The organism is Streptomyces sp. NPDC002125 (assembly GCF_053593715.1).
The window spans coordinates 25,042-47,416 of sequence record NZ_JBSFDD010000009.1 but is presented as its reverse complement, the minus strand read 5'-3'; the positions used below and the strand labels follow the sequence as shown (position 1 = coordinate 47,416).

The following is a 22,375-nucleotide window of genomic DNA, read 5'->3' as shown; positions in this document are numbered from 1 at the left end:
CTTACCGCCCGACCTGCACCACATCGGAGTCGCACATGCCCTACACCGACGAACCGGCTGTCGCCGTCATCACCCCGACCGGCCTGAGCAGCCGCCGCCTCGCCTACCTGGAGGAGCTCTATGAGAGTCTCCGCCTGCAGAAAGAGGTGACGTGGGAATGGATCATCGCGCCGAATGGCCCCCACGCGGATCCGGATCGTATCCCCGAGCTGATCGCCAAGGACCATCGAGTGCGGGTCTGCGCCCGGCCCGATCCGGGTCCCGCGCCGGCTCGGAATACGGCCCTGAACTACGTGTCCGCACGCTTCGTCGCCTTCGCCGACGATGACGATCGGCTGCCCGAGCGTTCGCTCGCTGTGCGGTACGACCGCGCCATGGAAAGTGGGCTCCGGTGGGTCGCCGGCTGGTCCGCCGACTGGCGGTCCGACGGAAGTCTGGAGACGTGGATGTGCCCGACCCCGGTCGGAAGGCACGAGCCCGGAGACGTCTGGACGTACTGGCCGACGGCCACTGGTAGCAAGCCCCCGGTGGGGCACTGCATGCTCCTCACCGACACCCAGCTCGCTCGGGCCGTAGGCCATGGCGGGCTGCACAAGGGTGAGGACTACACCTACGTCATGGGGGTCACGGGCCGCAGTGCCGGGGAACTGCTACCCGCGGTCGTCTACCATCGGCGCGATCATGAGGACCAGTGGACAGCCGACGCAAGTTACCGCGATCAGGCGGAGTTCGATGCGCGTACGCACGCCTGGAACCAAGGTCGTGCCGAACGCGCTCTCTACCGGGCGCTGCATTCGCCAGACGGCCTGAACGAGGCGAGGTCATTGGTCTGACCTGCAAGCCCGGGCGGCGGTGCCTGCTGAATCATTCCGCAGGCCAAGGGGCTGGCAGCGTTAGGTCACCACGTTCCTCGCGCTGCCGGTCGATCGCTCCGGCCTCATGAAGCCGGCCGACGTGTGGGTCTGCATCATGTCCGCTCGGTCTGCGGCATCGCTGGGACGGCTGGGCGTGGCACAGAGGGCAGCTCAGGCTCAGCGGACACGTGAAGCCGTCGGTGAGACCACCGCACGCCCAGTCGCACTCCGCGGCGCCCAGGGCGAGACCGCGGCGGTCGATGAGGATGCCAGCGCCGAGCAGCTTCAGGTAGTCAGCCTGGTAGAGAGGAGCTGGCACCGGTTGAGTGATCCCATCAGCGCCGAGTCGAGCTCGGTCTTGAAGCACAGTCCCTCTTCTGGTTCGGATCTCGCCGGTTCGGCCTTGCCGTAGGTGCCGTCATGCGGCTGTGAGCTCCGCTTCATCGAGCAGCAGCATGGCCTGATCGAGCACGGTGGGCCTGACGTTGCGGTAGAAGAGGGCGGGCGGCCAGAACAGCTCAATCGGCTCCTGCATCCGCATGGTGAACCACAGCGCCTCACGCATGCTCTCCAGCACGTCGCGCGTCTGGCGCCGTCGCCACGCTCGGCCCGCCCACGTTCGCGCTCCGGCGACGTAGGTGTCCACCAGCTGCTGGAGCTGCAACAGAGCACGACGCAGGTGGTCCTCTGCTACCCAGCCAGCGCTGCTTCGGCTCAGGCCGTAACGCTCGTAGCGGTGCACCAAGCCCGTGGCCGCCTGGATCTCCCGCACGACGTCGCTCGACGCCAAGGCGTGGGTGAACTGCTGAGCCGTGATGCGGCGGGGGCGAGCGTGGCGGGCCGTGAGCACGAGGTCCTCCGAGGCTGGGGCGGGGTGAGGGCCACAGCTTCGGGCGGTAGCTGGCAGAAGCGAATCTCCCGCGAAATCCGCCTCGGCGCCTGTCACCGTCCGCGGGGTCTGGTGCTCGCCCGCGGTCACAGGGCGCTGAGTGCTTCCTCCGTAGCTGCGGCAACCCCGCCCACCTTCTGCGCCAGCTCCATCAGTTCCTTCTCCTCAGGCTCATCGGCGTTGTCGAGGATGCCGGGAAGCTCGCCGCCCGTCGCGGCGATCACACGCATCGCGCGCAAGAACTCCTCGTAGCGGTCGGCTTCCGCCAGAGCGGCTTTGCTCGGGGGTGCGACGGCAGGCTGGACAGGCTCCTGCGGCTCGTCTCCGAAGCCGTCAGCGTCGAAGTCGGTATCAGCGCCCCAGCCCTCGCTGTCGTCGCGGCGCGAGGCGGGGGCTGCACCGCCCTGCCGGGCCTGGGGCTCGTCCTCGCCGGCCCACATGTCCTCCTCCGGTGGCGCGTTTCGAGAGTGCGCACGGAGCGTCTCGTTCACCGCCTCATCCATTTCCTCCGGGCTGTCGGCATCGGACAGGCGGCTCTCGAGGGCATTGATCACTTCGGCGTCACGGCTCGGAGCGACCTGGCGCAGGGCGCGCTCGGTCAGCTGCAGCTCCAAGGCGTCGTCGCCGAGCCGTTCGGTCAGCTGGTGAGCGAAGGCGGCGAAGCGCGCCAGCCGGTAGCGGTGCGCTCGGGAGGAGTTGGTGAACTCCTTGAGTACGTACTCGCGCGGGTCTCGGTAGCCCAAGGGCTCCCATGCCCTCACACGGACGATCTCCGTCATCGTGCCGTCCAGCTCGTCGGCCAAATGCAGGGCGCGTTCCGTCAGAGTCCGTGCGTACTCCGGAGTGCAGGGTGTTCCCGGGTCGTCGACGACGACGCCGGTGATGACGCCCGTCTCAGGCTCGGTCGCCTTCTCAAGGCTGGTGTCGGAAGTGTGGTCCATGATGATCTCCGGAGGTCCGCCGCTGAAGCCGATGCAGCTAGCACTCTGCCGAGGAAAGCGGACACCTCCGCCCGAGCCCGGAAGGTGGGCTCGGCGCCCAGGCCGAGATGGGGGTGTGGGCGAGGTCCCGGCAGGAAACCGGCTCCTTGGTGACGCCGGACGCTCGCGTACGGCGCGGCCAGTCGTACGGCTCCGCCTCTGCCTCCCCTGCCGGCAGAGCTCTCGCGTTCGCGCACCTGGCGGCCCTGGTCTGTTCACCGCAGGTGGCGGGACACCGGTTCGCGGCTACGCAGAGGCGGCGACGGGTACCCCTTGCTCAGGGACGGTCGCTGGCACGTCGGTCGGCGTGGGCGGGTTGGGCTCGGGCTCGCCGGCTGGGGCGAGGCGGGGCTCGAACATGGTGCCGCGGCCTCTGGACATTTCCAGCAGGACCTCGCGGGCGGCCTGTGCGTCGCCTAGGGCGCGGTGATTCCCGCCCAGAGCGGTCCACCGGTTGGAGCCAAGCCACACCGCGTAGGACTCCATGAGGCACCACCAGTTGTCGGGATCGGCCAGGTGCATCGGCCGCTTCCCGACGCGATGGGCGTCGTTGGTGACCACGGTGCGGTCGAATTCCTCCTTGTACGCGCAGATCACCCTGCCCCGTGTCACCTTCCGCAGTCGAGGGAGGATCCTGTCGAAGGTCCGGGCATTGGCAGCCAACAGGTCCTCGTCGCTGATGCCGTGCACCCCATACGCCTCGGGCGCGATGGGCGCCTCGGGCTGCACCAGGGTGTTCATCAGCTTCTTACCGCTCGCGGCATCGATGACGGCCACCTCCACGGTGCGCCCGTACAGGTCCGTGGTCTCGGTGTCCAGGACGACGGCCGCGCCCGGCTCCAGCAGCGCCCGGGCCCTGCGGGTGATCCGGCCCCACTTCGGGCACAGGGTGATCTCGCCGGCGTACGGCCCGGCCGCCGGGTCCTTGGCGAGCTCGGCAGCGACGTCCTTCTTCGTCGGGGCACCGTCGCGGCGCACCCAGTCCAGCTCCCAGCTGCCGGTGTACGGGGAGCACCAGGCCCACACAGTCACGCCGTGCCGGTCGGCGAGGGCCTGCGCGAAGCCGCGGACAACGTCGCCCCGGGTGGGGGCCTTCCGCGCGTATGTGCGCAGCGGACTCGGCGCACCCTTGGGCAGGCCTCGTACGGAGTTCCAGTCCACGCCGGGGACCTCCTCTACCGCGCGGACGTCGGCGAGCCGATACAGCGGCACGGTGACCGTTCGGTACCGGCTCGTGCCGGCGGGCATCTCCATAGTGGTCACCGGGGCGAGCCACCCGGCCGCTTCGACGTACCGCAGGTCCGTGGGGTACCGGATCCCCAGCTCCTTGGCGGCGGCCTGACCGGTGATGTGCTGTTCACCCTCGGCCTCGCGGGGAAGGCGGTCGACGTCCGCGGTCAGGTAGCGGCCGAACCGGCCGACCTTCACCCGGCCCTCGTCTCCCATGCGGGCGATGTCCCGCCAGTGCCATCCGATGCGTTCCACGGCCTCGTCGCGGGTAATGCTGACCTCCAGCCACGCGGTGCGCTCGGCAACAAGCTGCTTCACCAGGTCCGCGTCGAGGGCGAGTGCGTCCTTGGTGCTGTAGAGCGGCCAGCGCTTGTACCAGTCGTAGATCTCGAGGTGCTTCAGCTCGATGAGCTGGTCGATGTCGTCGGCCACGACCGGCACACCAAGTCGCTCGGCGAGCAACGCTGCGGTGCGATGCACGCCCAAGGCTTCGGGCAGTGTCTTCTCGGGCGCCGTGGTCTCCCTCGACGCGGTCTCCACGGCGGTGTCCGTCATCGGTATCCCTCCTGGCAGTTCGTCGTCCTTGCTTGTGTTGTCCAACAGCATGGCGGCCCCCACTGTCACTGCGCGCTGTGTTCGGCCAGCCGCGTGCCAGTCCGAGACCGCTCGTGCCCTGAACGGAGGCATGCGACCCCGCGGGCCTGGACTGCTCACCAGAGCGTGAGCGTCCTGCTGATGTAGTCGACGACCGGGTCTCCGGCATGTAGGTGACCGGGGGTTGGAGACGGCCGAGCGCCCATACGGTCACGGCGTACTCGTATCCCGCCCTGTGGCGGACGCTCTTCCCGGGCGGTCACCGCTGTCCCTCCTGGGGTGATACGTCGGCCGGTCCCTGCTGAGCGGCGAGTTCGCGGAGCGCCGCGGCGGTGAGCGCGATGACGCCGGCGATCGCCCGCGGGTCGTCCCGGAGCTCCCAGACAATGTCGAGCATCCGCTGCCGGCCGCCCGCGCCGTAGGGCACCTGGTCGAGCAGACGTTGCACCACGGCCTGGGCACGGCGGGTGGCGGCCACCTGCTCCTCGACGTTTCTCAGTTCGGTGGCCAGGCCGCGGCCGAACAGGGCCCGCTGCTCCTCGGCGGCGGTCAGAACGGTCAGGGCATCCGTGTCGGCGGGCACCAGCCGGGTCATGTCCGGGATGCCGGCCGGGGTACGCAGGTGGTCGGGGCAATCCTCGGAGACGATGACTGCCAGGCACATCTGCGCGACGTGGAGTGTGTGGAAGGGCGAGAAGTCCGCAGCGTGCGCGGCCAGGACGGGCAGGCCAGCCGTCAGGGGGGCGTCGGGCCGGGAGTGGGCGAGTGAGTACTCGGCCGCGCGCTGCTGCACGAGGCTCCAGTAGGGGTTCACCAGCGATCTCCGTCCAAGTCGTCGCCGTCCTCGTATTCGTCGTCGCCGTCCTCGTCCTCGCCGTGCTCTCCCTGCGGCCCGTAGCCGCCCTCGTGCATGGACGCCTCGTCCTCGTACTCCTCGAACCGGTACTTGTCCTCGTACGGGTCGTACGGCTCGGCGGCGTCCGCGGCCATCTGCGCCCAGTGGTCCTCCTCGGCCTGGCGCTCGTACTCCTCCCGTTCGGCCGGGGTGAGCCCGGCGAGCCATGCCTCGTGCTCGGCCTGGCTTGCTGCCGAACGGGCCTCGAAGTAGCCGTTCCAGATGTGCGCGGGGTAGTGCGGCTCCGTTTCGCACTGGGAGTGGCGCGTGAGCAGGTCGAGTGTGTGGTGTCCGGCCGGGCGAGCGCATCGTCCGGCCTCGCCGAAGGGACCAGCGAGGCCGGAGCAGATGGGGACGAGCTCCGTCGACGGGGTGCGGGGCGAGGCAGGACGGCGGCCGCGCAGCTCGGCAAGAACGTCGGGGAAGCGGCGGTTCGTGTCCCGGGCGATCTGCCGGGCCCGGCGCTTGAGATGGTCGCTGCCTGTCTTGGTCACGGTTGTCTCCACAGCGGGACCCCACGCCTCCCGCCGGACGTTGCGTGAATGGGCGCAGCCGGACGGACAGGTATTCCATGGTGGTGCTGCGCGGGACCCAGTCTCGGTCCTTGTCCGTCGACGCCGCCCCTGTGCGGCGTGGGCGCGGGGCGGCAGCGGAAACGGCGGTTCGCGTCATGCCGTGCCGACACGATACCGGCTGCCGCCGACACCTGGGGAAGACCGCCTGCCATTGGGATGGCCTTGGCTGCATGTGTGGCTGGTGGTGTCCTGCGACAAGAGCTGCTCCGTCCCCTACCCCGGCTTTCCGCCTGCGGGTACCGCCGCGGTGCTCACAGGAGTCGAATTGTGCGAAGAACCGGCGACGCCGGATGGGAGAGCGGCAAGGGGGGAAGTGCCGGGCTGAGATTCGGACAGTTCGGTAGCGATCCGCCGTTCAGATGCTGGCGAGCGAAGTACGGTGGGCTCATGGCTGAGGCGGGATGTTCCCCCGTCGTCCCGCCTCAGCCGTTATGCCCCCTCGCGTGGCGGAGGGTCTGGGGGTGAGGCGCTCCGTCACCCCTGCGCATGCTGCGGGCGGCCGTCGCTGCAGGACGTCTCGGCACATGGGACCTCTCGGACGCGCCAGTTGCCGTTCCTCGGGATGTGGTCGCACAGGCGGCGCTTGACCTCCCCATGGATGCACTCCTCGCTGATATGGAAGTGGCGGGTGCGCTTCCGTTCCGGCGCTGCCTGCGTGGTGGCACGTCCGGCATCCACTGCTGTTCGGACCTGCTCTGGGTGTGCCGCACGGAGCAGCTCGGTGATCGGCGACTCGGGCCCAGCAAGATCAGGGGTGGGGATTGTGTGGGGGCGCAGCAGCCGGTTCGCGTTGAGGGGGTGTTCGTCGTCCGGCCGGGCGTCAGGCGCGAGGAGGATGCAGGGGATGTCTCGGCGGTCGGGCCCGTGGGGCAGGTCGGCAGGGAGGAGATCGGGCTCCATTCCGTCGTTGAGCAACTCGATGATGCGGAACAGGAGCTGCTGCGGGCTGGTGGGGTCGGCATCCGCCACCTGCCAGGCGGATTGGTGCGGAGAACCGGCCGGCAGAGACGGAAGGCGTTCGGGCCGGGGGTGGCCGATGGTGTGCAGCCGACGGCCGTCGGCTGCGAGGACTGCTTCCAGCCACCACAGGTCGCCCTCCTGGCCGAAGGTGAGATAGGCGGCTCCTGGGATCTGCTCCCGGAGGGTGGAGGCGATCAGCGTGATGACGTCGCGGGCGGCGTCGCGCCGCAGAGCGGCGATGTGCTCGTAGGTGAGCAGCGGGGAGATCATCAGAGGGGCGGGCACGGAGCGGGGTCCTCTCGGTCTGTGAGTTCTTGGGTGATCTCTCGGTGCCATTCACGGTGTTCACGAGCGCGCTCGGTGCCGTGGTCGAGAGACTTGAGGCTGTGTCCCGGGCAGCACCAGTCGCGACGCTTACCCAGGCGGGTCATCAAGGCCGCCACGTGTTTTCTCCCTGTCCTGTCCCCTACGTACCTCCGGCGGGCCAGGCGGACTTCGCCTGGCCCGCCGGTCGGTCGGATTCACCCGTGCTAGAACGGCGGCTCGTCGCTCGGGGGCGCCGAGTTGGTGGCCCACGGGTCATCGGCGGGCGGGCCTCCCGCCGCCTTGGTCGCCTGGCGGGCGTTGCCGAATTCCTCGCGGCCCGTGCCGTTGCCGGTGGTCTTGGCGATCTTGGCCGTGGCGTTCTTGAGGCTCGGCCCGACCTCGTCAACGTCCAGTTCGTAGACCGTGCGCTTGGTGCCGTCCCGGTCCTCGTACGACCGCTGCTTCAGTCGGCCCTGCACGATGACGCGCGTGCCGCGCTGGAGCGATTCCGCGGCGTTCTCCGCCGCCTGCCGCCAGACCGAGCAGGTCAGGAACAGGCTCTCGCCGTCCTTCCACTCGTTGGTCTGCCGGTCGAAGGTGCGCGGGGTGGAAGCCACACGGAACTTCGCGACCGCCGCGCCGGAGGGAGTGAAGCGCAGCTCCGGGTCGTCGACGAGGTTTCCGATGACGGTGATGACGGTCTCTCCTGCCATGCAGCTTCTCCTGGTGTGAGTGGGTGGCGGCCGGCGCGCACGTTGCCGGGGGGGGTGGCTCGGTGTGTGCCGGCCGCCGTGGGGTGGTGACGATCGAATGGTGTCGGGAGAGTGCGTCGGCGGCGAGATCTCGCGAATCTCAGGCCGCCTGCACTTCGTGGGTGTTACGTCGATGGGTGGCGGCCGCTGCCTGCGCACGCAGGTAGTCGGCCATCTCCTGCGGTTCGTCGCGGAGGTCGAGGAGTTCGTCGGCGAGGCGCCGCGCCAGCTCTGGCTGATGCCAGGACAGGGCCTCCAGCAGCCGTGTGCTGATGCCGGCCAGGGTGGTGGTCATGGCTGTGTAGGCCAGTAGCTGGACGTCAGGGTCGAGGTACTGGCGTTCTGTCTCGGTGCGGCGCAACGCGGCCAGTCCTTGGTCGAGGATGTGGTGGCGCAGCTCGGTGGTGGACACGACGGGCGGTCCCCTTCATGTGCGGATGGGGTGAAAGCATCATCGCCCGCAATCCGGACACCCCCTGCTGGCCGTGTCAGTCACGGATGGCACGGCCAGCAGGGGCGGATCAGACGCTGTGCACGACCTCGGGCCGCTGGTCGGCTCGGGCCACGTACCGCTCTCCGAGTACCCGAGGTGCGCGGCCGGAGGCGCGGTCGAGCATCTCCGCGCGCCATCCATTGCCGGGAGGGACGGGAACGCCGTGCGGGGAAACGGCGTCGATGGGGAGCTTCAGCGCTGCTGCCAGCTCACGCCGCTCGGCGGTGGTGATCTCCTTGCTTCCGGTCCGGCGCTGAAGCGCGGTGGTGATGTGCAGCCACCCGTCGGGCTTCCGCGTCACCGACCAGTGCTTGCCGGTCTGCTTGCGCAGACCCGCGCGGAGCCCGTCCTGGACGTCCTTCTCACGGTCGAGCCGTACCGAGTCCCGCCCGGCGGCGTCCGCCGGGTCCACGCTGACGCCGCCTTCCGACCACACCTTCGGCGTCTTGACCGGCTTGCCGGTCTGCCCGTCGACGGCGCCGGCCGCGTACAGCCAGCGGCCGTCCTGCGCCTTCGCGAACTGGTCCGCTCGGCTGCGCTCGCTGCCGCGCCATGCTGCCCGGACCTCCCTGATCTGCGCGTACGACTTGCGGGTGAACCCTTCCTCCGGGGCGTCTTTGGCCGTCTCCTCCCGAACCGGGGCGGCCGCGGGCAGCGGCGCGCTACGCAGCGGCGAGCCGACGGCCGGGTGGTCGGCGGCATACCGCTTGGCCATGGCCAGACCGACCACCCGAACGTGCCGGCAGGTGTGGTTCTTCTTGAAGTCCCGGCAGGTGCACTGCAGGGTGGCGCCGTCGTCGCGGTCCGTGGACAGCTTCATCTGCCCGTCCGCGTCGTTCCAGGCGACCGCCTGACCGGTCACGCTCGCGTCCAGGAACTTCGCTCGCGCCTGTGCGACCGCGACCTTCCCCGAGGAGAGCTCCGTGTCGATCCGTCGACGGTCGGCGTAGAGGAGCGACCCTTCGTTGCCGAAGCGCAGTGCCGCGCTCGGCGGGACCGTCGCGACCGCCGGAGGCATCTGGACCGGCCGGCCGGCGGCACGGGCGGCCTGCTTCTCCGCCTTGATCCGGGCACGGCGAGCGGTGTCGTCCTGCCCGGCCCGGGAGCCGGACACAGGGCAGGAGTGCGCGGAGGTCATGGAGGCCCACTGACCGCAGGTGGCGCACTTGCGCTGCACCGACGCCTCGGTCGCTTCGGCCACGTTCTCGAACTGGTAGGCGACGTTGTTACCGTTCTTCGCCCAGACCGACTGGCTGACGTAGCTGGTCAGGGACGAGGCCGCCATCATCTGCTGGTACTGGCCGGGCGACATCCGGTAGGCGTACGTCTTGGCCGGCATCACCTGTCCGTCGCGCTTGCGCGTGTACGGCCGGGTCGTGACCTCGAGGTAGCCGGTGTCCGGGTTGTAGCCAACCTGCTGGATGCGTGCAGAAGCCGGAGCGTTCGACGTGCGGGCCTTCGACAGAGCGGTGGCCGTGGATATCTGCGCAGGGTCGATCCCCGCGTCCAGGAGCCGCTTGTCGATATCGATGCTCTTGGCGTACCAGTCGTCGTACAGGGCGTTGTCGGCGTCGGTGAGCGGCGCGGTGTCGGGGTTCTGCCCGCGCAGCTCGGCGCGGCTGCGGATCTTCTCCCGGATTCGGTCGGCCTCACGAGCGTGCTCCTCGACCTCGTCGAGCAGGGCCGCGTTCGGGCATTCGTCGCGTGCGTGCCCGAACTGGCCGCAGCCACCGATGCAGCGGATCGCCGCACCCGCGATCTCGGCCTTCTTGTCCTTGAACTGGATGCCAGCGTGATCGCGGTAGGCCTCCTCCGTCTTGGCCTGGCTGCGGAGCTTCTCGAATTCCTCCTCGTCGTAGCTGCCCTGAGCCTCCAGATCGTCCATCTTGGAGTAGATCTCCTCCATCGCCCTCTGGCGCTCGTTGACCTGTCGGCGCAGGTCTTCCAGCTCCTCGACGCGACGGGCGTTCGGGCACTCGTCCTTCAGGTGCCCGAACTGTGCGCACTGCTCGCACTTGACGGTGCCCTGGCCGACACCGCCGACGAGGGAGTTCGTGATCTGCTGATCATGCTGCAGAGCCGTGTCACGTTCCCTGCGCATCTCCTCCATCTTGGTGAGCCCCGGGCCGATGTGCGCCCAGTTGTTGCGGGCGGCTTCATCCGCCCGCTCCTGGTGGCCACGGATCTCCTTGTCCAGCTTCTTCCACCGCGCCCGGGCATCGTCCCGCTGTGTGACGAGGAACTGGTTGGGGCAGGCGCTCCGCTCGTGACCGAACTGGCCGCAGCCGCCCTCTCCGGTGCACTGCACGTTGCCGGTGCCCGGCTCGGCAAGCCGTACCCGCTGCGCCGAGGTCAGGGCCGGGCGGGTGGGAAGCGAGGCCAGCTGAGCGCGCCGTTCCTCCTCCATGATGCGCAGAGCCTCACGGGAGACGTTGCTCTGACCGATGTCGGCCTGCTGCCGGGCGGTAAAGCCTGAGACGGCCAGCTGGTCCCGCCACTTGTCCGTCAGGGAGATACGCGTGTTCTCCCGCTCCGACTTCTGCCGGCGGACGAGCGACTTCCAGCGGCTCCGGGCCGCCGCGGCCGAGATGCCCATCGTGCGGGCGTAGACGTCGAAGTACCCGTCCTTCGCCTCCTGATTGCGCTGCAGAAGCACACCGAGGCGCTGCATCGCCGCCAGGTCCTGGCCGCGCATCTTGTGCTTGGGCTGCAGCGGCCGGCCGTGCTCGTCCTTGCCCGTCTTCAGCCGGGCGATCTCCTGATCGATCCGGGTGACCATCCCCGGCTGCCGGTCGCTGTCCCGGTACTTGTCGGCCTGCGAGATCCGCGGGTCGCTCTCGATCTGCTGCTTGAGGCCCTTGAGGAAGGCCAGCTGCTCCTTCTCGGTGGGAGCCGGGAAGCCCTCGTACTGGTGACCGAACTCGTGCACGCCCGACTGCAGCTCGAAGTCGTCGTAGTCCGTGTACCCGAGCTGCCTGAGCAGGTGCTTCTGATAGCCGATGACCGCCGAGCGGCCCTTGTTCTCGCGGCAAACCACGTTGTGCCCCTCCAGTGGATGTCTTACTGAAGGGCGATCTTGCGACTCAAAGCGGACAGCCCCCGTTCGGGCTGCCTGGGGGCCGAACGGGGGCTGTCACTGGTTGTCGTCGCGGAAGTCACGGCGCATGGCGACGACCGGGGGGCACAGCAGCAGCAGACCGATGAGACCGAGTCCCGGCTTGTCGAGCAGCAGGCCAAGGCCAGCGGTCGCTGAGCCGGCGAAGGTGAGCACCAGCATGGCCCGGCGCCGTTTTCGGTACTCGTTCCAGGCGGCGAAGGCGGCGGTCGGCGGCAGCAGGTGCATGGTGATGAAGGCGATCAGCTCCCTCACCGCTGGAGGCCTCCTTCTTCACGTGTAGGCGCCGTCGGAAGTCGCGCCGCCGGCGCGGCCGTCACCTCAGGCGTCCGCGGCCGCGCTGCTCTCCAGGACGGAGGTGTACAGGTCGTCCATCGGCACGTACTCGCGCTCCTGCAGCTCGATGACGCCGGCGCGTCCGAGAGAGGACAGGTACGTGAAGGGGTCGATCGGATCGAGGATGACGAGGTTCTCCGGGTGCTCGACCACCACGACGACCTTGCGGCCGTCGGGCATCTCGGTCTCCAGGCCTGAGGAGGGCTCGTTGACGTCCCCGTCGACGTACTCGCCGCGGTTGAGGACGAGGGGCACGGTCGCCGACCACTCGCCGAGCTCTTCCTCCGCCGGGTTGCCCAGGTCGTCCTCGGCCGGCGCCAGGTAGATCACTCCGGTGGGCACCGTGCCGGCGGCCGCGGCGGCCAGCAGCTGCTGCTCCTCCTCGTCGAGGGTGTTCCAGCTTCCGTCGTCGTGGGCGGTGGCGTTGATGCGCTGCTGCAGCGTGTGCCGGATCGTGGTGGCGTGCGCCGACCGGGCGTCGAACGCTGCGAGCTCGGCCTGGTCGATCGCGTCCTGGTTGCCGCTGGCTATGGCCTGCTCGAGGGCGGACTCCAGTCCGGCGTAGTCCGGGATGAGCTGGGCGAGGATGTCGGCCGGCCGGTCGGCGAACACGCGCAGGGCCTGGTCCCGCAGGACGGCTTCGAAGGTGTGCGGCCGCTCCCGGCCGATGAGGGGGAGGGTGTAGCCGTGCCCGGGGGACTTCATGTCGGCGGTGTTGGTGACGACGACGGCCGGCGCGGGCCGGGCGGGGTCGCACTGCTCGACTCCGAAGTCGGGGGTCTCGGGGTTGTTGATGGCGTTCATGTGGTGGCTCCTGGTCTGGGACGAATGTTCGGGGTGTGTCGTCCAGGTCGTCATCGACGGCCTGGACGTGGTCGCGGAGGTTGCGACGAGGCTTTCCGGCGGGCGGGAGGTGGTTGTGGTGTGGGCTTCAGGCAGTTGCTCGTTCCTCGGTTCCGGCAGGGCTAGGCGGCCAGCTCGTGGCTGGGTTGTGGGCGGGACGGTAGACGAAGGGGCGGACACCCGGGCTCGACGGCTTCCTCGCCCTCGGCGAGGAGTTCGTGCGCACGCTGGCTGCGCAGGCCGAGGCGGGCAAGGGACTCGGTCCAGTTGAGGCCCTCGTCCCGCAGGAATTCGAGTTCGAGGCGAAGCAGGTCAGGTGTCCACTCGCCGGAGCGCCCTGCCGTGCGTGTGCCGAGGGGCTCCGCGGCCGGCTGGTCGATGTTTTCCTCTTCCCAGGCGAGCGGCGGGTCCCACCGTTTGGCCAGGGCTCGTTGGCGGGCGAGTCCGGAGGGGCCTGGCCGATGCGACAGTTGCCCCCAGGCCGCCAGCACGGCGGCTTTGACCGACGGGGTGGCGCTGCCGGTCTGGTTGAAGTCGGTGAGGGACTTGACGGTGGTGCCGCCCGCGTGGGCGATGGCGTTCAGCGTCCAGCCAAGCGCGCACAGTCCCCGGAGGCGGCGGATCAGGCCGACATCTGTGACCCCGGGACGACGCTGGAACGCAGGAGCAGGCAGCTCGGTGAGCGCGAGAACCTGGCGTGCCATCGTCGGGTGGATTCCTCTGCGAAGTCCTGCGGCGTGGTCGTCGATGACGCTCGTGAGCGTGGACGAATTCACCCCGGCTGTCTTCGCGATGAAGGCGATGCTGGCCAGTTCGTACGCCTCCTGAAGTTGCCGGACGTGCTCGACGACTGGGGTGGCGTCAACGGCGTCTTTCCGGAAGGCCGGCGTCAGGTCGGTGGCCTTCAGGGCGAGCAGTCGTTCGGCGAAGCGGACCTTGATGGTTCGTGGCCGGCCCGCCCGCACGTCCTTGAGGGTGGCAGCCAGTGTGCTCACCGTCATCGTCGCGGCGCGCGCGACGGTGGCTACTGAGATCTCGGGGTGTTCCACGAGGATGCGGTCCACATGCTCCATCACCGGGGCAGCGTCAGTCGACTGGCCGCCGTAGCCGCGGGCTTCGTGGGGAAGGTCTGCGGCGCTGAGCAGGAGCAGGCGGTGGGCCACATCGGCGTTCACGTTGCGCTGCTGACCTCGGTCCGCAGCGCGCAGTACGTCTTTCAGGGTCGTGGGGGGCACTTGCGCGTGCCGAGCTATGGCCGTGACGGGCAGGTGCGGGCGCTGGACGATCAGGTCCTGCACATGTCTGGCGGCCGGCAGCGAGTCGATCACGCCGGTGTCGAGAACGTAGCCGGTACGCCTCCTGGCCCCTGCGGCGGTGGTGGCCAACGGGTGGAGGTCGTTGAGGGGGATCTGCTGCGGCTCCTGAAGGGTCGTCGCGTTCACTGCCTCGGCGTGTGAGGTGCCGACGCCGGTGATGCGGATGCGGGAGCCGCCGTCAGGGCTGCACGACCAGTACACCTGTTCAGGTGCGACGTGGTGGTCAGAGGTCATGGTGGCGGTGCTCCTGGGAGGTCTGCTGGTGCTTTCTGGGTGGTGAGCCGTTCGAAGGGTGGTTCTGGGCAGCTTAGGAGGAGGTGGTGCCACCTCCTCCTACTGGCGAGTTTCCGTTGAGCGCTGTCGGCGCGAGAGCCTCGCCGGCGGTTCCGCTCGGTGTGGAAAGAGCTGACGGCCAGCCGCCGGCCGCCGGTCACGCGGGCCAGTGCACCGGCCTGGTTCGCGTGGGGTACAGCACCGGTCTGCGCCGCTGTTCGCTGATAGCCTCCTCGGCGCGCGCCTGGGCGTCCTTCTCGAGTTCGCCCACGTCGTGGAAGGCGTCGCCGCGGGACACGGTGACGTTCGGACCGAGCCGGAACAGCACGGCGTTGACGGCGCAGCACGCGACGTGGATTTCGTCGATGTCGTTCATCCACCACCGGTAGTCGGCGGGATCCTTCCCTTGGAACCGCAGCGTGGCTGCTGCCGCACGGACCATGGTTCCGGTTCCGGCGCACGGCTCGATCAGCCGGGCGCCCGGCGGGACCGGATCGGTGAGGAGGATCTCCGCGTGGTGGTCGGCCGCGATCGCCGGAGTGAAGAACTGGCCGGCCTTCTGCCGGTCGGCGTAGCTCCGCATCCGTTGGACCAGCAGGCCGATCAGGTCTTCGCCTTCGCAGCGTGTGAGATCGCTGGCGTACTCCAGCAAGCCGGCACGGACCAGGATGCGGATGTAGTCGCTGAGCCCGCGGATGTCGCCGTCACCCGGCTGGGCGAGCCAGTCGTGGAGAGGGCGGGCTGCCTCGGTCAGGACAGGGTTGTAGGCCCACAGGTTGTTCCACACCGAACGCAGGACGTCGGTGGCTTCCTGGTCGTCCAGCGGGAGGAGCAGCGGACCGTAGTCAGGGCCGGCGGGGGTGTGGGGGGCTGCCAGAGCGAGGGCGGAGAGCGCGCCAACGGCAATCGGCAGGTCGCTGGTACCCCCGCGGTTCTCGAACCACCAGGCCAGTGCGTCTCTGATGATCCGGCGGGCGTGGTCGGGACCGTTGTCTGGTGCCATGGCGCGGCGTATCGAGGCGGGCGGTATCCCGTAGTGAGTCATGTCGAGGTCTCCGGATGTGTGGCGGTCTGGGGCTCGCGGGGGCTGGCAGAGCCCGGCCCCGGGGCGTAGGGCGCCCGAGGTCGGTGTCGTCAATCGGTGAGGCCGAGCGCGGCCTGCAGCAGGTTGAGCAGCTTGGTTTCCTCGTCGCCGAGGGCCGCTTCGCGCAGGATCCGCTTGCGGAGGATGGGCACGTTCACGTCGATACCGACCGGCCTCTTGGTGCCTTCTGCGGCGATGATCCGGTAGTTCCGACTATCGATCATCCACGCCTCGTACCGGTCGGCGGGGCGGCCGAGCCGGGCAGAGGAGTCGGCCGCAGCAGTCTGGGAGGGGCATGGGCAGGTGGGGTCGGCGCAGGGCCGTCCGGCCGGGTGTGTGGCCAGGACAGAGCGTGCGCGGTAGCGGCTGGCGGTGCCGTTGAGCATGGGGCAGCTGCTTGCGGCGTACGGGTGGCACTCGGGGTGGATGCCAGGTTCAGGGGAGTAGCCGTGGGCGGCGTCGGCGGGGCGGACGAGAGCGATGAAGCGCTCATTCAAGGGGTCGCCGCACAGCTGGCACAGTCGGTCCAGGAATGCCTGGTGCGTCCGCGCGCGGTCCAGGCTGCCGAAGACGGCATGCCCATTGTGGATCAGGGAGACGTACGGGACGACGAGCCCGCCGGAGCGTGGACGGGCGGAGCAGCGCTCAGGTATCGCCGGTGCGGTGGTCATTCGGGGCCCCTCGGTGCGCAGGCCTGGCTTTCCCAGGCCGGTTTCGTATGTGTGCGGCACCGATTAGGTCCTCGTAGCTCCCCCTTGCGCGCGCTGCGGCGAGAACGGCTCCGCCCATCGCAGCGGAGCTATGTCACCGTGGGGCTGCTGGCGGACAGCTCATTTGTCATCCCGAACGCACGTCAGCCCCGCTCCGAACCCGGAGCGGGGCTGACGTGCGTTCGGCGACGAGTGTCGTTCAGCACCTGGAAGTGTTGGCAGCGGCGAGGGTGCGCTGGAGCTTGTCCGCCTGGTAGGAGCAGACGCGGCAGGTGACGCGCGCGTCTGCAGAGAGCCACTCAGCGTCTCCCTCGGGAGCCCGCGCTTTAGACGCTGTCCTCCATCGCGGTGAGCAGGGCCAGCAACTCGTGTGATCTGAGCCGGGTGGCGGCCGCCGCGCCAGTGCGCCGCACCGAATAGGTTCGGTCGCCGACATCGAGCAGGAAGGTCCCTTCGAGCTCGTTGCCGTCGGACTCGGTGACGTTCCAGACGGCACCAGCGGTGCGGACGACGATGCTGCGTCCAGCGGTCACGTGTATCTCCTGGTTGTGCACAGGTGGTCGGTGTCGGCACTACTAAGCCCGGCCCGCGCACTCGACGCCGCGCGGCCGCGAATCTTGAGGTACGTCACCATTGCGGCCTTGCTGATGGACAGCTCCGCGGCGCAGGGGTCCGTCTCCTCGTCCTCGGGGACGGGGAGAGCCGAGGGTCCTACTCAAGCCGCTGGGGCGATCATGGTTCCGGTGTTCTCGTCCGGCTGGCTGAGGCTGATGACCTGCTGAGCCACTTCCGTGATCTCCTCGCCGTGCGAGACAACCAAGGCGGGCCAACCGAGTTCGGAGAGGCATGTGAGGACGGCTCGACGGGTGTCTGCGTCGTGAGCTGCGGTGATCTCGTCCGCGATGATCATTCCGATCGCGTTGCCACCTGTGATCTGCTCGGTGATGCCCAGCCGGAAGGCGAGTGCGGCCGTGGCCTTCTCTCCTCCTGAGAGGACCCGGGTGGGGCGTACCGTGCCCTCGGCGGTGTGCACGCGCGGGACGAAGGCGTCATCGATCTCGAAACGCACGTGCCGGTCGGTGATCTGGGTCAGCACGTCAGTGGCCGCCTGAGACACCGCTGCGGTGTACTCGGCCAACAGGTCGCGTCGGAACTGAGCAAACGCCGCGGCGGCCTCGTGCAGGATGTGCGCCGTATGGAGCTTGTCGGCTTTCGCACGCATCCGGGCTTCGGCAGCCTCATGTGCCGTGGCCAGCACGGTCGCGCGTTCGGCCACCACCAGGAAGCGGGTGTTCGCCTCGGACGCCTCGGCGGCTGCCTGATTGTGTTCGGCGCGGGCTGCGGTCAGCGCGCCCGTTGCCTCGGCCAGCTCGTTGGCCGTGACGTCGGGGTGTGTGGTTTCCCGCGCGGCCAGGTCGGCGCGCGCAGCCTCCAGCTCAGATTCGGCGGTGGCCAGCTGAGTACGCAGACCGTGTGTGTGCCGAGCCTGGACGAGTTCGGTGCCGAGCTGCTCGATGGCGGCCCGACCGGCTTGGAGGGCCCGCTCAGGGTTCGCCGGGCCGGCGAACCCCGGGAGGTGAACCACCACAGCGCTCACGGCCTCGTCGGCCGCGCGTCGTGCCGCCTCGGCCTGCTGCCGGGCGGCAGCCGCCTCAGCGTGCACCGCGTCCAGACGAGTGGACAGTTGCGTGAGTTCCTGGCGCCGAGAGAGCAGCGCATCGTGAAGCTGGACCGCCGCCTCCGCCTTCGCCTTCGCGTTCTTGCCGTCCCTGATGCAGCGCTCCCACTGGACACGCAGATCAGCGACCAAGACCCCCACGTTCCGCAGCGGCTGAACGCAGGTGGGGCAGCAGGCGGACTCGGCCGTGGTCAGCGCCTGTAGTGCCCGGCTGAGGCGGGTGTACTCGCCCTTGAGCGCCCCGCGCCGCTGCTCGTACTCGGTGTGCTGCTGCTTCGCCGATTCGATGCGCCGGTCCAGTTCCGGGTCGGCGAGCCGGTCGACCTCGGCTCGCGTCTGCCGCACTCGGCCGTCGATTGCGGCGGCATGCTTTTCGGCGGCATCGGTCTGTTCGACAGCTCGCTCGGCCGAGTGGACAGCATCCCGCAGGACGTCCAACTGTCGAGTGAGGGCCTCCGGCGTGGGAGTAGTACGGCCGGCCTGGCGCAGCTCCCCGGTCAGAGAGGCCACCCGCCGCTCGCACTGCTGGACCCGCTCATCAGCACGTGCCCGGATGATCCGCTCCTGCTCCGCCAGCCGGTGCCGCTGCTGTACATCCTGGGCCTGCGACTCGGCGCTACGCACCCGGTCGGCGGCTTGGCGCGCTGCCTCAGCAAGCTGCTCATGCGTCTCGTGAGCCTCAGCCGCCTGCTGCTGGGCCTCGTCGAGCGCGCGGCGGGCCTCATCGGTCTCCTCACGTGAACCGGGCATGGCGGTCGCCAGTTCCTCGGCCCGGCGGGCCTCGGCGTTCGCGATATCGACCTTCTTCGTAAGGTCGCCAAGCCCGGTCTGCTCTTCAAACAGCTGCTGGACCTGGGCGGGAGTGCCTTCGGCCAGCCCGGTCAGTTCGCCCTGTGCGATGAAGAAGGCCCCGCAGTAGGCCCGGCCGGTCAGTCCGGTCAGCTCGTAGATCTTCATGGTGAGCTTGCTCGGGCTGATCTGCGGTTCGTCCTGGCCAGGGCCGGTGGCTCCGTTGGTCCACCAGCGGGCGTACGCCTCCTCTCGTACGCCGCCCCGGTGGTTGCGCTGCCGCAGACCCCGAAGGGCCGTGTACCGCTGCCCGTTGAAGATGAAGTCGACTTCGGCTTCGCACGGCTCACCGTCCGCGCCGGAGCGGCGCATGTCGGCCTGCTTCAGTCCTCCGGGGACCTCGCCGTACAGCGCCCACACCATGGCGGACAGGAAGGTCGACTTCCCCGAGCCGACCGGCCCGTGCAGGGCGGTGATGCCGGTGTCGGGGATGGTGATCTCGCCGTGCCGGACCGAGCGGATGTTGCGGACGCGTATCCGGATGGGGGTGATCATGCGACTGCTCCGTCTGTGGGGCGGATGTTGACGCGCAGAACGGTGCTGGAGTCCTGCCCGGGAGGCGTCTGGATCCGGGGTGCGGCAAAGTGGAGGGTGCGCAGCGCCGACACCAGCTTCAGCTGCGGGGCGTCGCACTGGTGGTGCTCGGAACCGTGCACGTACTCGCCGTCCGCGAGCGCGAGGCTCCCGGCGTGAGCCCAGGCCGCGTCGTCGGCGGCGACCCGGGTGGTCTCCGCGTCGGGACCGTTGGCGTACACGATCAGGGCAGGGGCGTTGCACGGGCAGGACCAGGCGTAAGTGCACACCAGAAGGATCGGAGTCGGGTCGTCCACGCTGGCGTGGCCCAGCAAAGTGGTTGTCTGCGCGTGCGGCTTCCACACACCGCTCTGGTACTCGTCCTCGTTCACCGCCTGCATGTGCCGCTTCGAGCCCGGGGCAGCGTTGCTCATCCAGCCGACGGCGCGCAGCTGCCCCCGGTCGGGGTGCCGGGTGACGAGCTCTACTTCGAAGACCCGAGCCTGCCCGAGCGCCTGGTGGGCGGCGGCGTCGGTGTAGGTGCGGAACGGCTCGAAGAAGTTGCTGGTGATCGTCAGGCTGGGAGACATGCCGGGTCCTTCGGGGCAGGGTCGCGAGGTGATGCCCGAAGATCACCATTTGGCGAGGTGCGGCGCGAGAATCCGCGAATCTGGCTCTGTGGTCTCCGGCACCCTCGTCGTCGAACCGTCCGCCTCACCTCTCGCTGCGGACCGGGAAGTGAGTGGTCAGCACGACAATGAGGCCGAGACCGACCATGGCCCCGGTGCCGAAGCCGGCCCTGGCCGTCCAGCAGAGGGCCGGCCAGGGCGTCGGGACCGCGCGGGGCAATCGGACACCGTCATCGGACGGAGGTTCCTCCGCTTGATCGGACGAGGTCGGCGGTGACGACGACACGCTTGGACGAGCCGTTGGCCGGCCAGCACGTGACGAGTGTCAGCACCGGCTTGGTGGGAGTGGCAGTGGGCTTGCCCGGTACCTGGGCGATGACGTTCACGTTGCTCGGGTCTACGGTCTGAACGGAGGCCACCTTGTACGTGTAGGTGACGCGGTTCGCCGTCGTGACGGAGATGGCCGCACCGGGCGCGATGCGGTCGATGTTCTTGAAGGCGGGGCTTGCCACGCCTGAGCGGTGGCCGGCTATGGCGTAGTTCCCGATCTGTCCGGGACGTTCTGTCCCGGGGAAGTGCCCGACGCCAGCTCGTAGCTGTCGGCTGGTCACACCCTCGTAGACGGGCTGGGCCCAGTCGTTGCCGAGCGCCGGGATGCGCAGGACTTCGGTGACTTCACCACCGCCCCCTGTGGTGGGGTTTCCGCCGACGCTGTGGGGGCCGCTGCCTTTCGGGTTGGAGGAGGACCAGGTGTCCAGTGCGGCGGATGCGTCGGACTGGGCCTTGACCGTCCGGTCCGGCATCTTCGGGTCGCCACCGACGGGCTCGTCGGCCGCAGGTTCGTCGGGGGTGGCGGAAGTGGCAGAGGAAGTGAGCGGATCCGGGACGGTCGATGCCGGCTCGGTGGGGGCGATCTTCTGGGTGGCGGCAGGCTGGTGTGCGCGGGTGGACGGCTCATCGTCCCCGCGGGTCACCAGGAGTGCGGTGGTTGCGAGGCCTGCGACGGTGACGGCGGCGATGCCCGCGGCCAGTGCTCGTCGGGTTCGGCGCGGTCGGGTGGTCGGCTGTGCTGTGGGAAGGCTGTCGGGGCTGTGTGGTGCGTCGGACACGTGCGCTCCAAGGACGGGTCAGTGGGGGCGCGGGCCGGGACGTGGACGTCCCGGCCCGCGGCGTCGGCGAGTGAGAGCCGTCAGGTTGTGGTCACGCGCCGGTCTTCGGCAGCTCGGTGATGTCCACGGGCCGCGGCTTCGGCTTCTCGGGCTGGGGGATCTTGACGTCGATGACGCTGACGTCGGAGGTCTTGCCGTCCACGACGGTCACGTTCTGGTCCACGGCCAGCTGGTAGCCCTCCACGGCCTGGACCTCGTGGATGGTGTAGGTGCCCGGCGGGAGGTTGTCGACCTGCCAGAGGCCCTGGCTGTTGGTGGTTCCCTTGGCCACCGTCTTGTTGGCCTCGTCCTTGACTTCGAACTGGACCCCGGACAGCGGCTTCTTGGTGTCGCTGGCGGTCTTGAGGAGCTTGATGCTCCCCTTCAGCGCGTTGACGGTGATCTTGAGCTGGGCTTCGGCGCTCGTGGTGCCGCCGGCGACGAGCATCCGCTGTGCCTTGTCGTTGGCGGGCAGATGGGCGATCAGCGTCGAAGCGGGCAGGTTCTTGGCCACCGCCTTCAGCTCGACGGTCCCTGCCTTGGCGGGTGTGATGGTGGCTGTGGCGACGCCTTCGTCGTTCGTGGTGACGGTGCCCGCGCCGGCGACGGCGCCCGCCCCGTTGAGCTGGATCTGGACGCCGGGGACCTTCTGCCCGGACGCGGCGGTGACGTCCAGCGTGATGGTGGTCTTCTCGCCGGGCTTGAAGGCGGCGGGGGTGTGCACGTTGACCTTGTACGGTCCGGCCAGCTTGCCCGCCTCGGTGATGAACCCCTCTGCCTTGGTCTTCACCTCCTTCGGAACGTTCGGGTACGAGACCCGCTCCAGCGCCCGCTTGCCGTTGGGCAGGGCGTACGTGCTGCCCTGCTCGAGGAAGCTGTACACGGCCGCGTCGACGGCCGCTGCCTGGCTATCGCTGGCGGTGTCCCCGTACTTGGACAGCACGTACGCGGCGCGGGCGGTGTTCTCCTTGGAGACCTGCCGACCGGTGGCCTTCGAGGTCCAGGTGGTGACCTCGGTGGCCTTGCCGTACTGGCCGCCGGCCGCTGGACCGGCGAGGGTCGGGTCGGCGCAGTAGGCCCGGCCGGTGATGCCGCTGACCGGGGCCCCCGGCGCTCCGTACGCACCGAGGTGGGAGGCGTCCGGCTTGTTGAGGTCATCGGGGATGGCAAAGCCGGGGCCCCATTTGTCCGCTGCGACCGCGCTGGGGGCGGCGCACAGGGCGGTCGCGCCGACCAGGAGGGCTGTGGCGAGAACGGTCGAGCGGCGCAGCGCCTGGCCCGGCGCCGGGCGGCGTGTGTTCAGGGTCAAGGTGTTTCTCCTTGCCGGTGGGGCCGCAGTTCAGCCCCGTCTGC

General features: G+C 69.3%; 20 protein-coding genes. 1 reads left to right on the top strand and 19 read right to left on the bottom strand.

Annotated features, from left to right (window positions below; all coding sequences use genetic code 11):
* The first annotated feature begins 35 nt into the window (after nt 1–35).
* The gene (locus ACWCQM_RS17490; protein ID WP_450916126.1) at nt 36–833 is read left to right on the top strand and encodes a glycosyltransferase family 2 protein; all 798 of its coding nucleotides are present in this window, start codon (nt 36–38) and stop codon (nt 831–833) included.
* A gap of 439 nt (nt 834–1,272) precedes the next feature.
* Here ACWCQM_RS17490 and ACWCQM_RS17485 read toward each other — a convergent pair whose 3' ends face one another.
* From ACWCQM_RS17485 to ACWCQM_RS17395, 19 genes are all read right to left on the bottom strand, one after another.
* Nucleotides 1,273–1,704 (bottom strand): hypothetical protein, encoded by a 432-nt coding sequence (locus ACWCQM_RS17485; RefSeq protein WP_450916125.1) that lies wholly within the window; start codon nt 1,702–1,704, stop codon nt 1,273–1,275.
* 125 nt (nt 1,705–1,829) lie between these two features.
* Nucleotides 1,830–2,684, bottom strand: coding sequence for a hypothetical protein (locus ACWCQM_RS17480; RefSeq protein WP_450916124.1), 855 nt, complete (start codon nt 2,682–2,684; stop codon nt 1,830–1,832).
* 285 nt (nt 2,685–2,969) lie between these two features.
* A complete protein-coding gene (locus ACWCQM_RS17475) occupies nt 2,970–4,508 on the bottom strand; it encodes a 3'-5' exonuclease (protein WP_450916123.1) in 1,539 nt (512 codons plus the stop codon).
* 298 nt (nt 4,509–4,806) lie between these two features.
* Complete coding sequence (locus ACWCQM_RS17470; RefSeq protein WP_450916122.1) at nt 4,807–5,361, bottom strand: hypothetical protein; 555 nt, start codon at nt 5,359–5,361, stop codon at nt 4,807–4,809.
* Nucleotides 5,358–5,936, bottom strand: a complete 579-nt coding sequence (locus ACWCQM_RS17465; protein ID WP_450916121.1) for a hypothetical protein — start codon at nt 5,934–5,936, stop codon at nt 5,358–5,360. Before ACWCQM_RS17465 ends, ACWCQM_RS17470 begins: the two co-directional genes overlap by 4 nt.
* 555 nt (nt 5,937–6,491) lie before the next feature.
* On the bottom strand, nt 6,492–7,262 hold the full coding sequence (locus tag ACWCQM_RS17460; RefSeq protein ID WP_450916120.1) for a hypothetical protein: 771 nt from the start codon (nt 7,260–7,262) through the stop codon (nt 6,492–6,494).
* Nucleotides 7,263–7,507: 245 nt separating this feature from the next.
* On the bottom strand, nt 7,508–7,996 hold the full coding sequence (locus tag ACWCQM_RS17455; RefSeq protein WP_332757075.1) for a single-stranded DNA-binding protein: 489 nt from the start codon (nt 7,994–7,996) through the stop codon (nt 7,508–7,510).
* 139 nt (nt 7,997–8,135) lie between these two features.
* Nucleotides 8,136–8,447, bottom strand: a complete 312-nt coding sequence (locus tag ACWCQM_RS17450; protein WP_450916119.1) for a hypothetical protein — start codon at nt 8,445–8,447, stop codon at nt 8,136–8,138.
* A 109-nt stretch (nt 8,448–8,556) separates the two neighbouring features.
* Nucleotides 8,557–11,565: a hypothetical protein gene (locus ACWCQM_RS17445; protein ID WP_450916118.1), complete on the bottom strand. Its 3,009-nt coding sequence runs from the start codon at nt 11,563–11,565 to the stop codon at nt 8,557–8,559.
* A 96-nt stretch (nt 11,566–11,661) separates the two neighbouring features.
* A complete protein-coding gene (locus ACWCQM_RS17440; RefSeq protein ID WP_450916117.1) occupies nt 11,662–11,898 on the bottom strand; it encodes a hypothetical protein in 237 nt (78 codons plus the stop codon).
* A gap of 66 nt (nt 11,899–11,964) precedes the next feature.
* Complete coding sequence (locus ACWCQM_RS17435; protein WP_450916116.1) at nt 11,965–12,783, bottom strand: hypothetical protein; 819 nt, start codon at nt 12,781–12,783, stop codon at nt 11,965–11,967.
* Nucleotides 12,784–12,944: 161 nt separating this feature from the next.
* Complete coding sequence (locus ACWCQM_RS17430; RefSeq protein WP_450916115.1) at nt 12,945–14,372, bottom strand: hypothetical protein; 1,428 nt, start codon at nt 14,370–14,372, stop codon at nt 12,945–12,947.
* A gap of 196 nt (nt 14,373–14,568) precedes the next feature.
* On the bottom strand, nt 14,569–15,414 hold the full coding sequence (locus tag ACWCQM_RS17425) for an N-6 DNA methylase (RefSeq protein WP_450916114.1): 846 nt from the start codon (nt 15,412–15,414) through the stop codon (nt 14,569–14,571).
* Between the two features lie 131 nt (nt 15,415–15,545).
* Nucleotides 15,546–16,166 (bottom strand): cell envelope biogenesis protein OmpA, encoded by a 621-nt coding sequence (locus tag ACWCQM_RS17420; protein ID WP_450916113.1) that lies wholly within the window; start codon nt 16,164–16,166, stop codon nt 15,546–15,548.
* Nucleotides 16,167–16,531: 365 nt separating this feature from the next.
* Nucleotides 16,532–16,738: a hypothetical protein gene (locus ACWCQM_RS17415; protein ID WP_332757067.1), complete on the bottom strand. Its 207-nt coding sequence runs from the start codon at nt 16,736–16,738 to the stop codon at nt 16,532–16,534.
* A gap of 182 nt (nt 16,739–16,920) precedes the next feature.
* A complete protein-coding gene (locus ACWCQM_RS17410) occupies nt 16,921–19,227 on the bottom strand; it encodes an AAA family ATPase (RefSeq protein ID WP_450916112.1) in 2,307 nt (768 codons plus the stop codon).
* Entirely contained in the window at nt 19,224–19,835 is a 612-nt protein-coding gene (locus ACWCQM_RS17405; protein WP_450916111.1) for a hypothetical protein, read from the bottom strand. Before ACWCQM_RS17405 ends, ACWCQM_RS17410 begins: the two co-directional genes overlap by 4 nt.
* A 269-nt stretch (nt 19,836–20,104) precedes the next feature.
* Complete coding sequence (locus ACWCQM_RS17400; RefSeq protein WP_450916110.1) at nt 20,105–20,983, bottom strand: sortase; 879 nt, start codon at nt 20,981–20,983, stop codon at nt 20,105–20,107.
* A gap of 91 nt (nt 20,984–21,074) precedes the next feature.
* Nucleotides 21,075–22,331, bottom strand: coding sequence for a SpaA isopeptide-forming pilin-related protein (locus ACWCQM_RS17395; RefSeq protein ID WP_450916109.1), 1,257 nt, complete (start codon nt 22,329–22,331; stop codon nt 21,075–21,077).
* Nucleotides 22,332–22,375 lie beyond the last annotated feature (44 nt).

Excerpts from the sequence above, each read along its gene's own strand:
- ACWCQM_RS17490 (WP_450916126.1), top strand. The coding sequence starts at position 36 with ATGCCCTACACCGACGAACCGGCTGTCGCCGTCATCACCCCGACCGGC.
- ACWCQM_RS17480 (WP_450916124.1), bottom strand. The coding sequence starts at position 2,684 with ATGGACCACACTTCCGACACCAGCCTTGAGAAGGCGACCGAGCCTGAG.
- ACWCQM_RS17475 (WP_450916123.1), bottom strand. The coding sequence starts at position 4,508 with ATGACGGACACCGCCGTGGAGACCGCGTCGAGGGAGACCACGGCGCCC.
- ACWCQM_RS17455 (WP_332757075.1), bottom strand. The coding sequence starts at position 7,996 with ATGGCAGGAGAGACCGTCATCACCGTCATCGGAAACCTCGTCGACGAC.
- ACWCQM_RS17435 (WP_450916116.1), bottom strand. The coding sequence starts at position 12,783 with ATGAACGCCATCAACAACCCCGAGACCCCCGACTTCGGAGTCGAGCAG.
- ACWCQM_RS17430 (WP_450916115.1), bottom strand. The coding sequence starts at position 14,372 with ATGACCTCTGACCACCACGTCGCACCTGAACAGGTGTACTGGTCGTGC.
- ACWCQM_RS17425 (WP_450916114.1), bottom strand. The coding sequence starts at position 15,414 with ATGGCACCAGACAACGGTCCCGACCACGCCCGCCGGATCATCAGAGAC.
- ACWCQM_RS17420 (WP_450916113.1), bottom strand. The coding sequence starts at position 16,166 with ATGACCACCGCACCGGCGATACCTGAGCGCTGCTCCGCCCGTCCACGC.
- ACWCQM_RS17410 (WP_450916112.1), bottom strand. The coding sequence starts at position 19,227 with ATGATCACCCCCATCCGGATACGCGTCCGCAACATCCGCTCGGTCCGG.
- ACWCQM_RS17405 (WP_450916111.1), bottom strand. The coding sequence starts at position 19,835 with ATGTCTCCCAGCCTGACGATCACCAGCAACTTCTTCGAGCCGTTCCGC.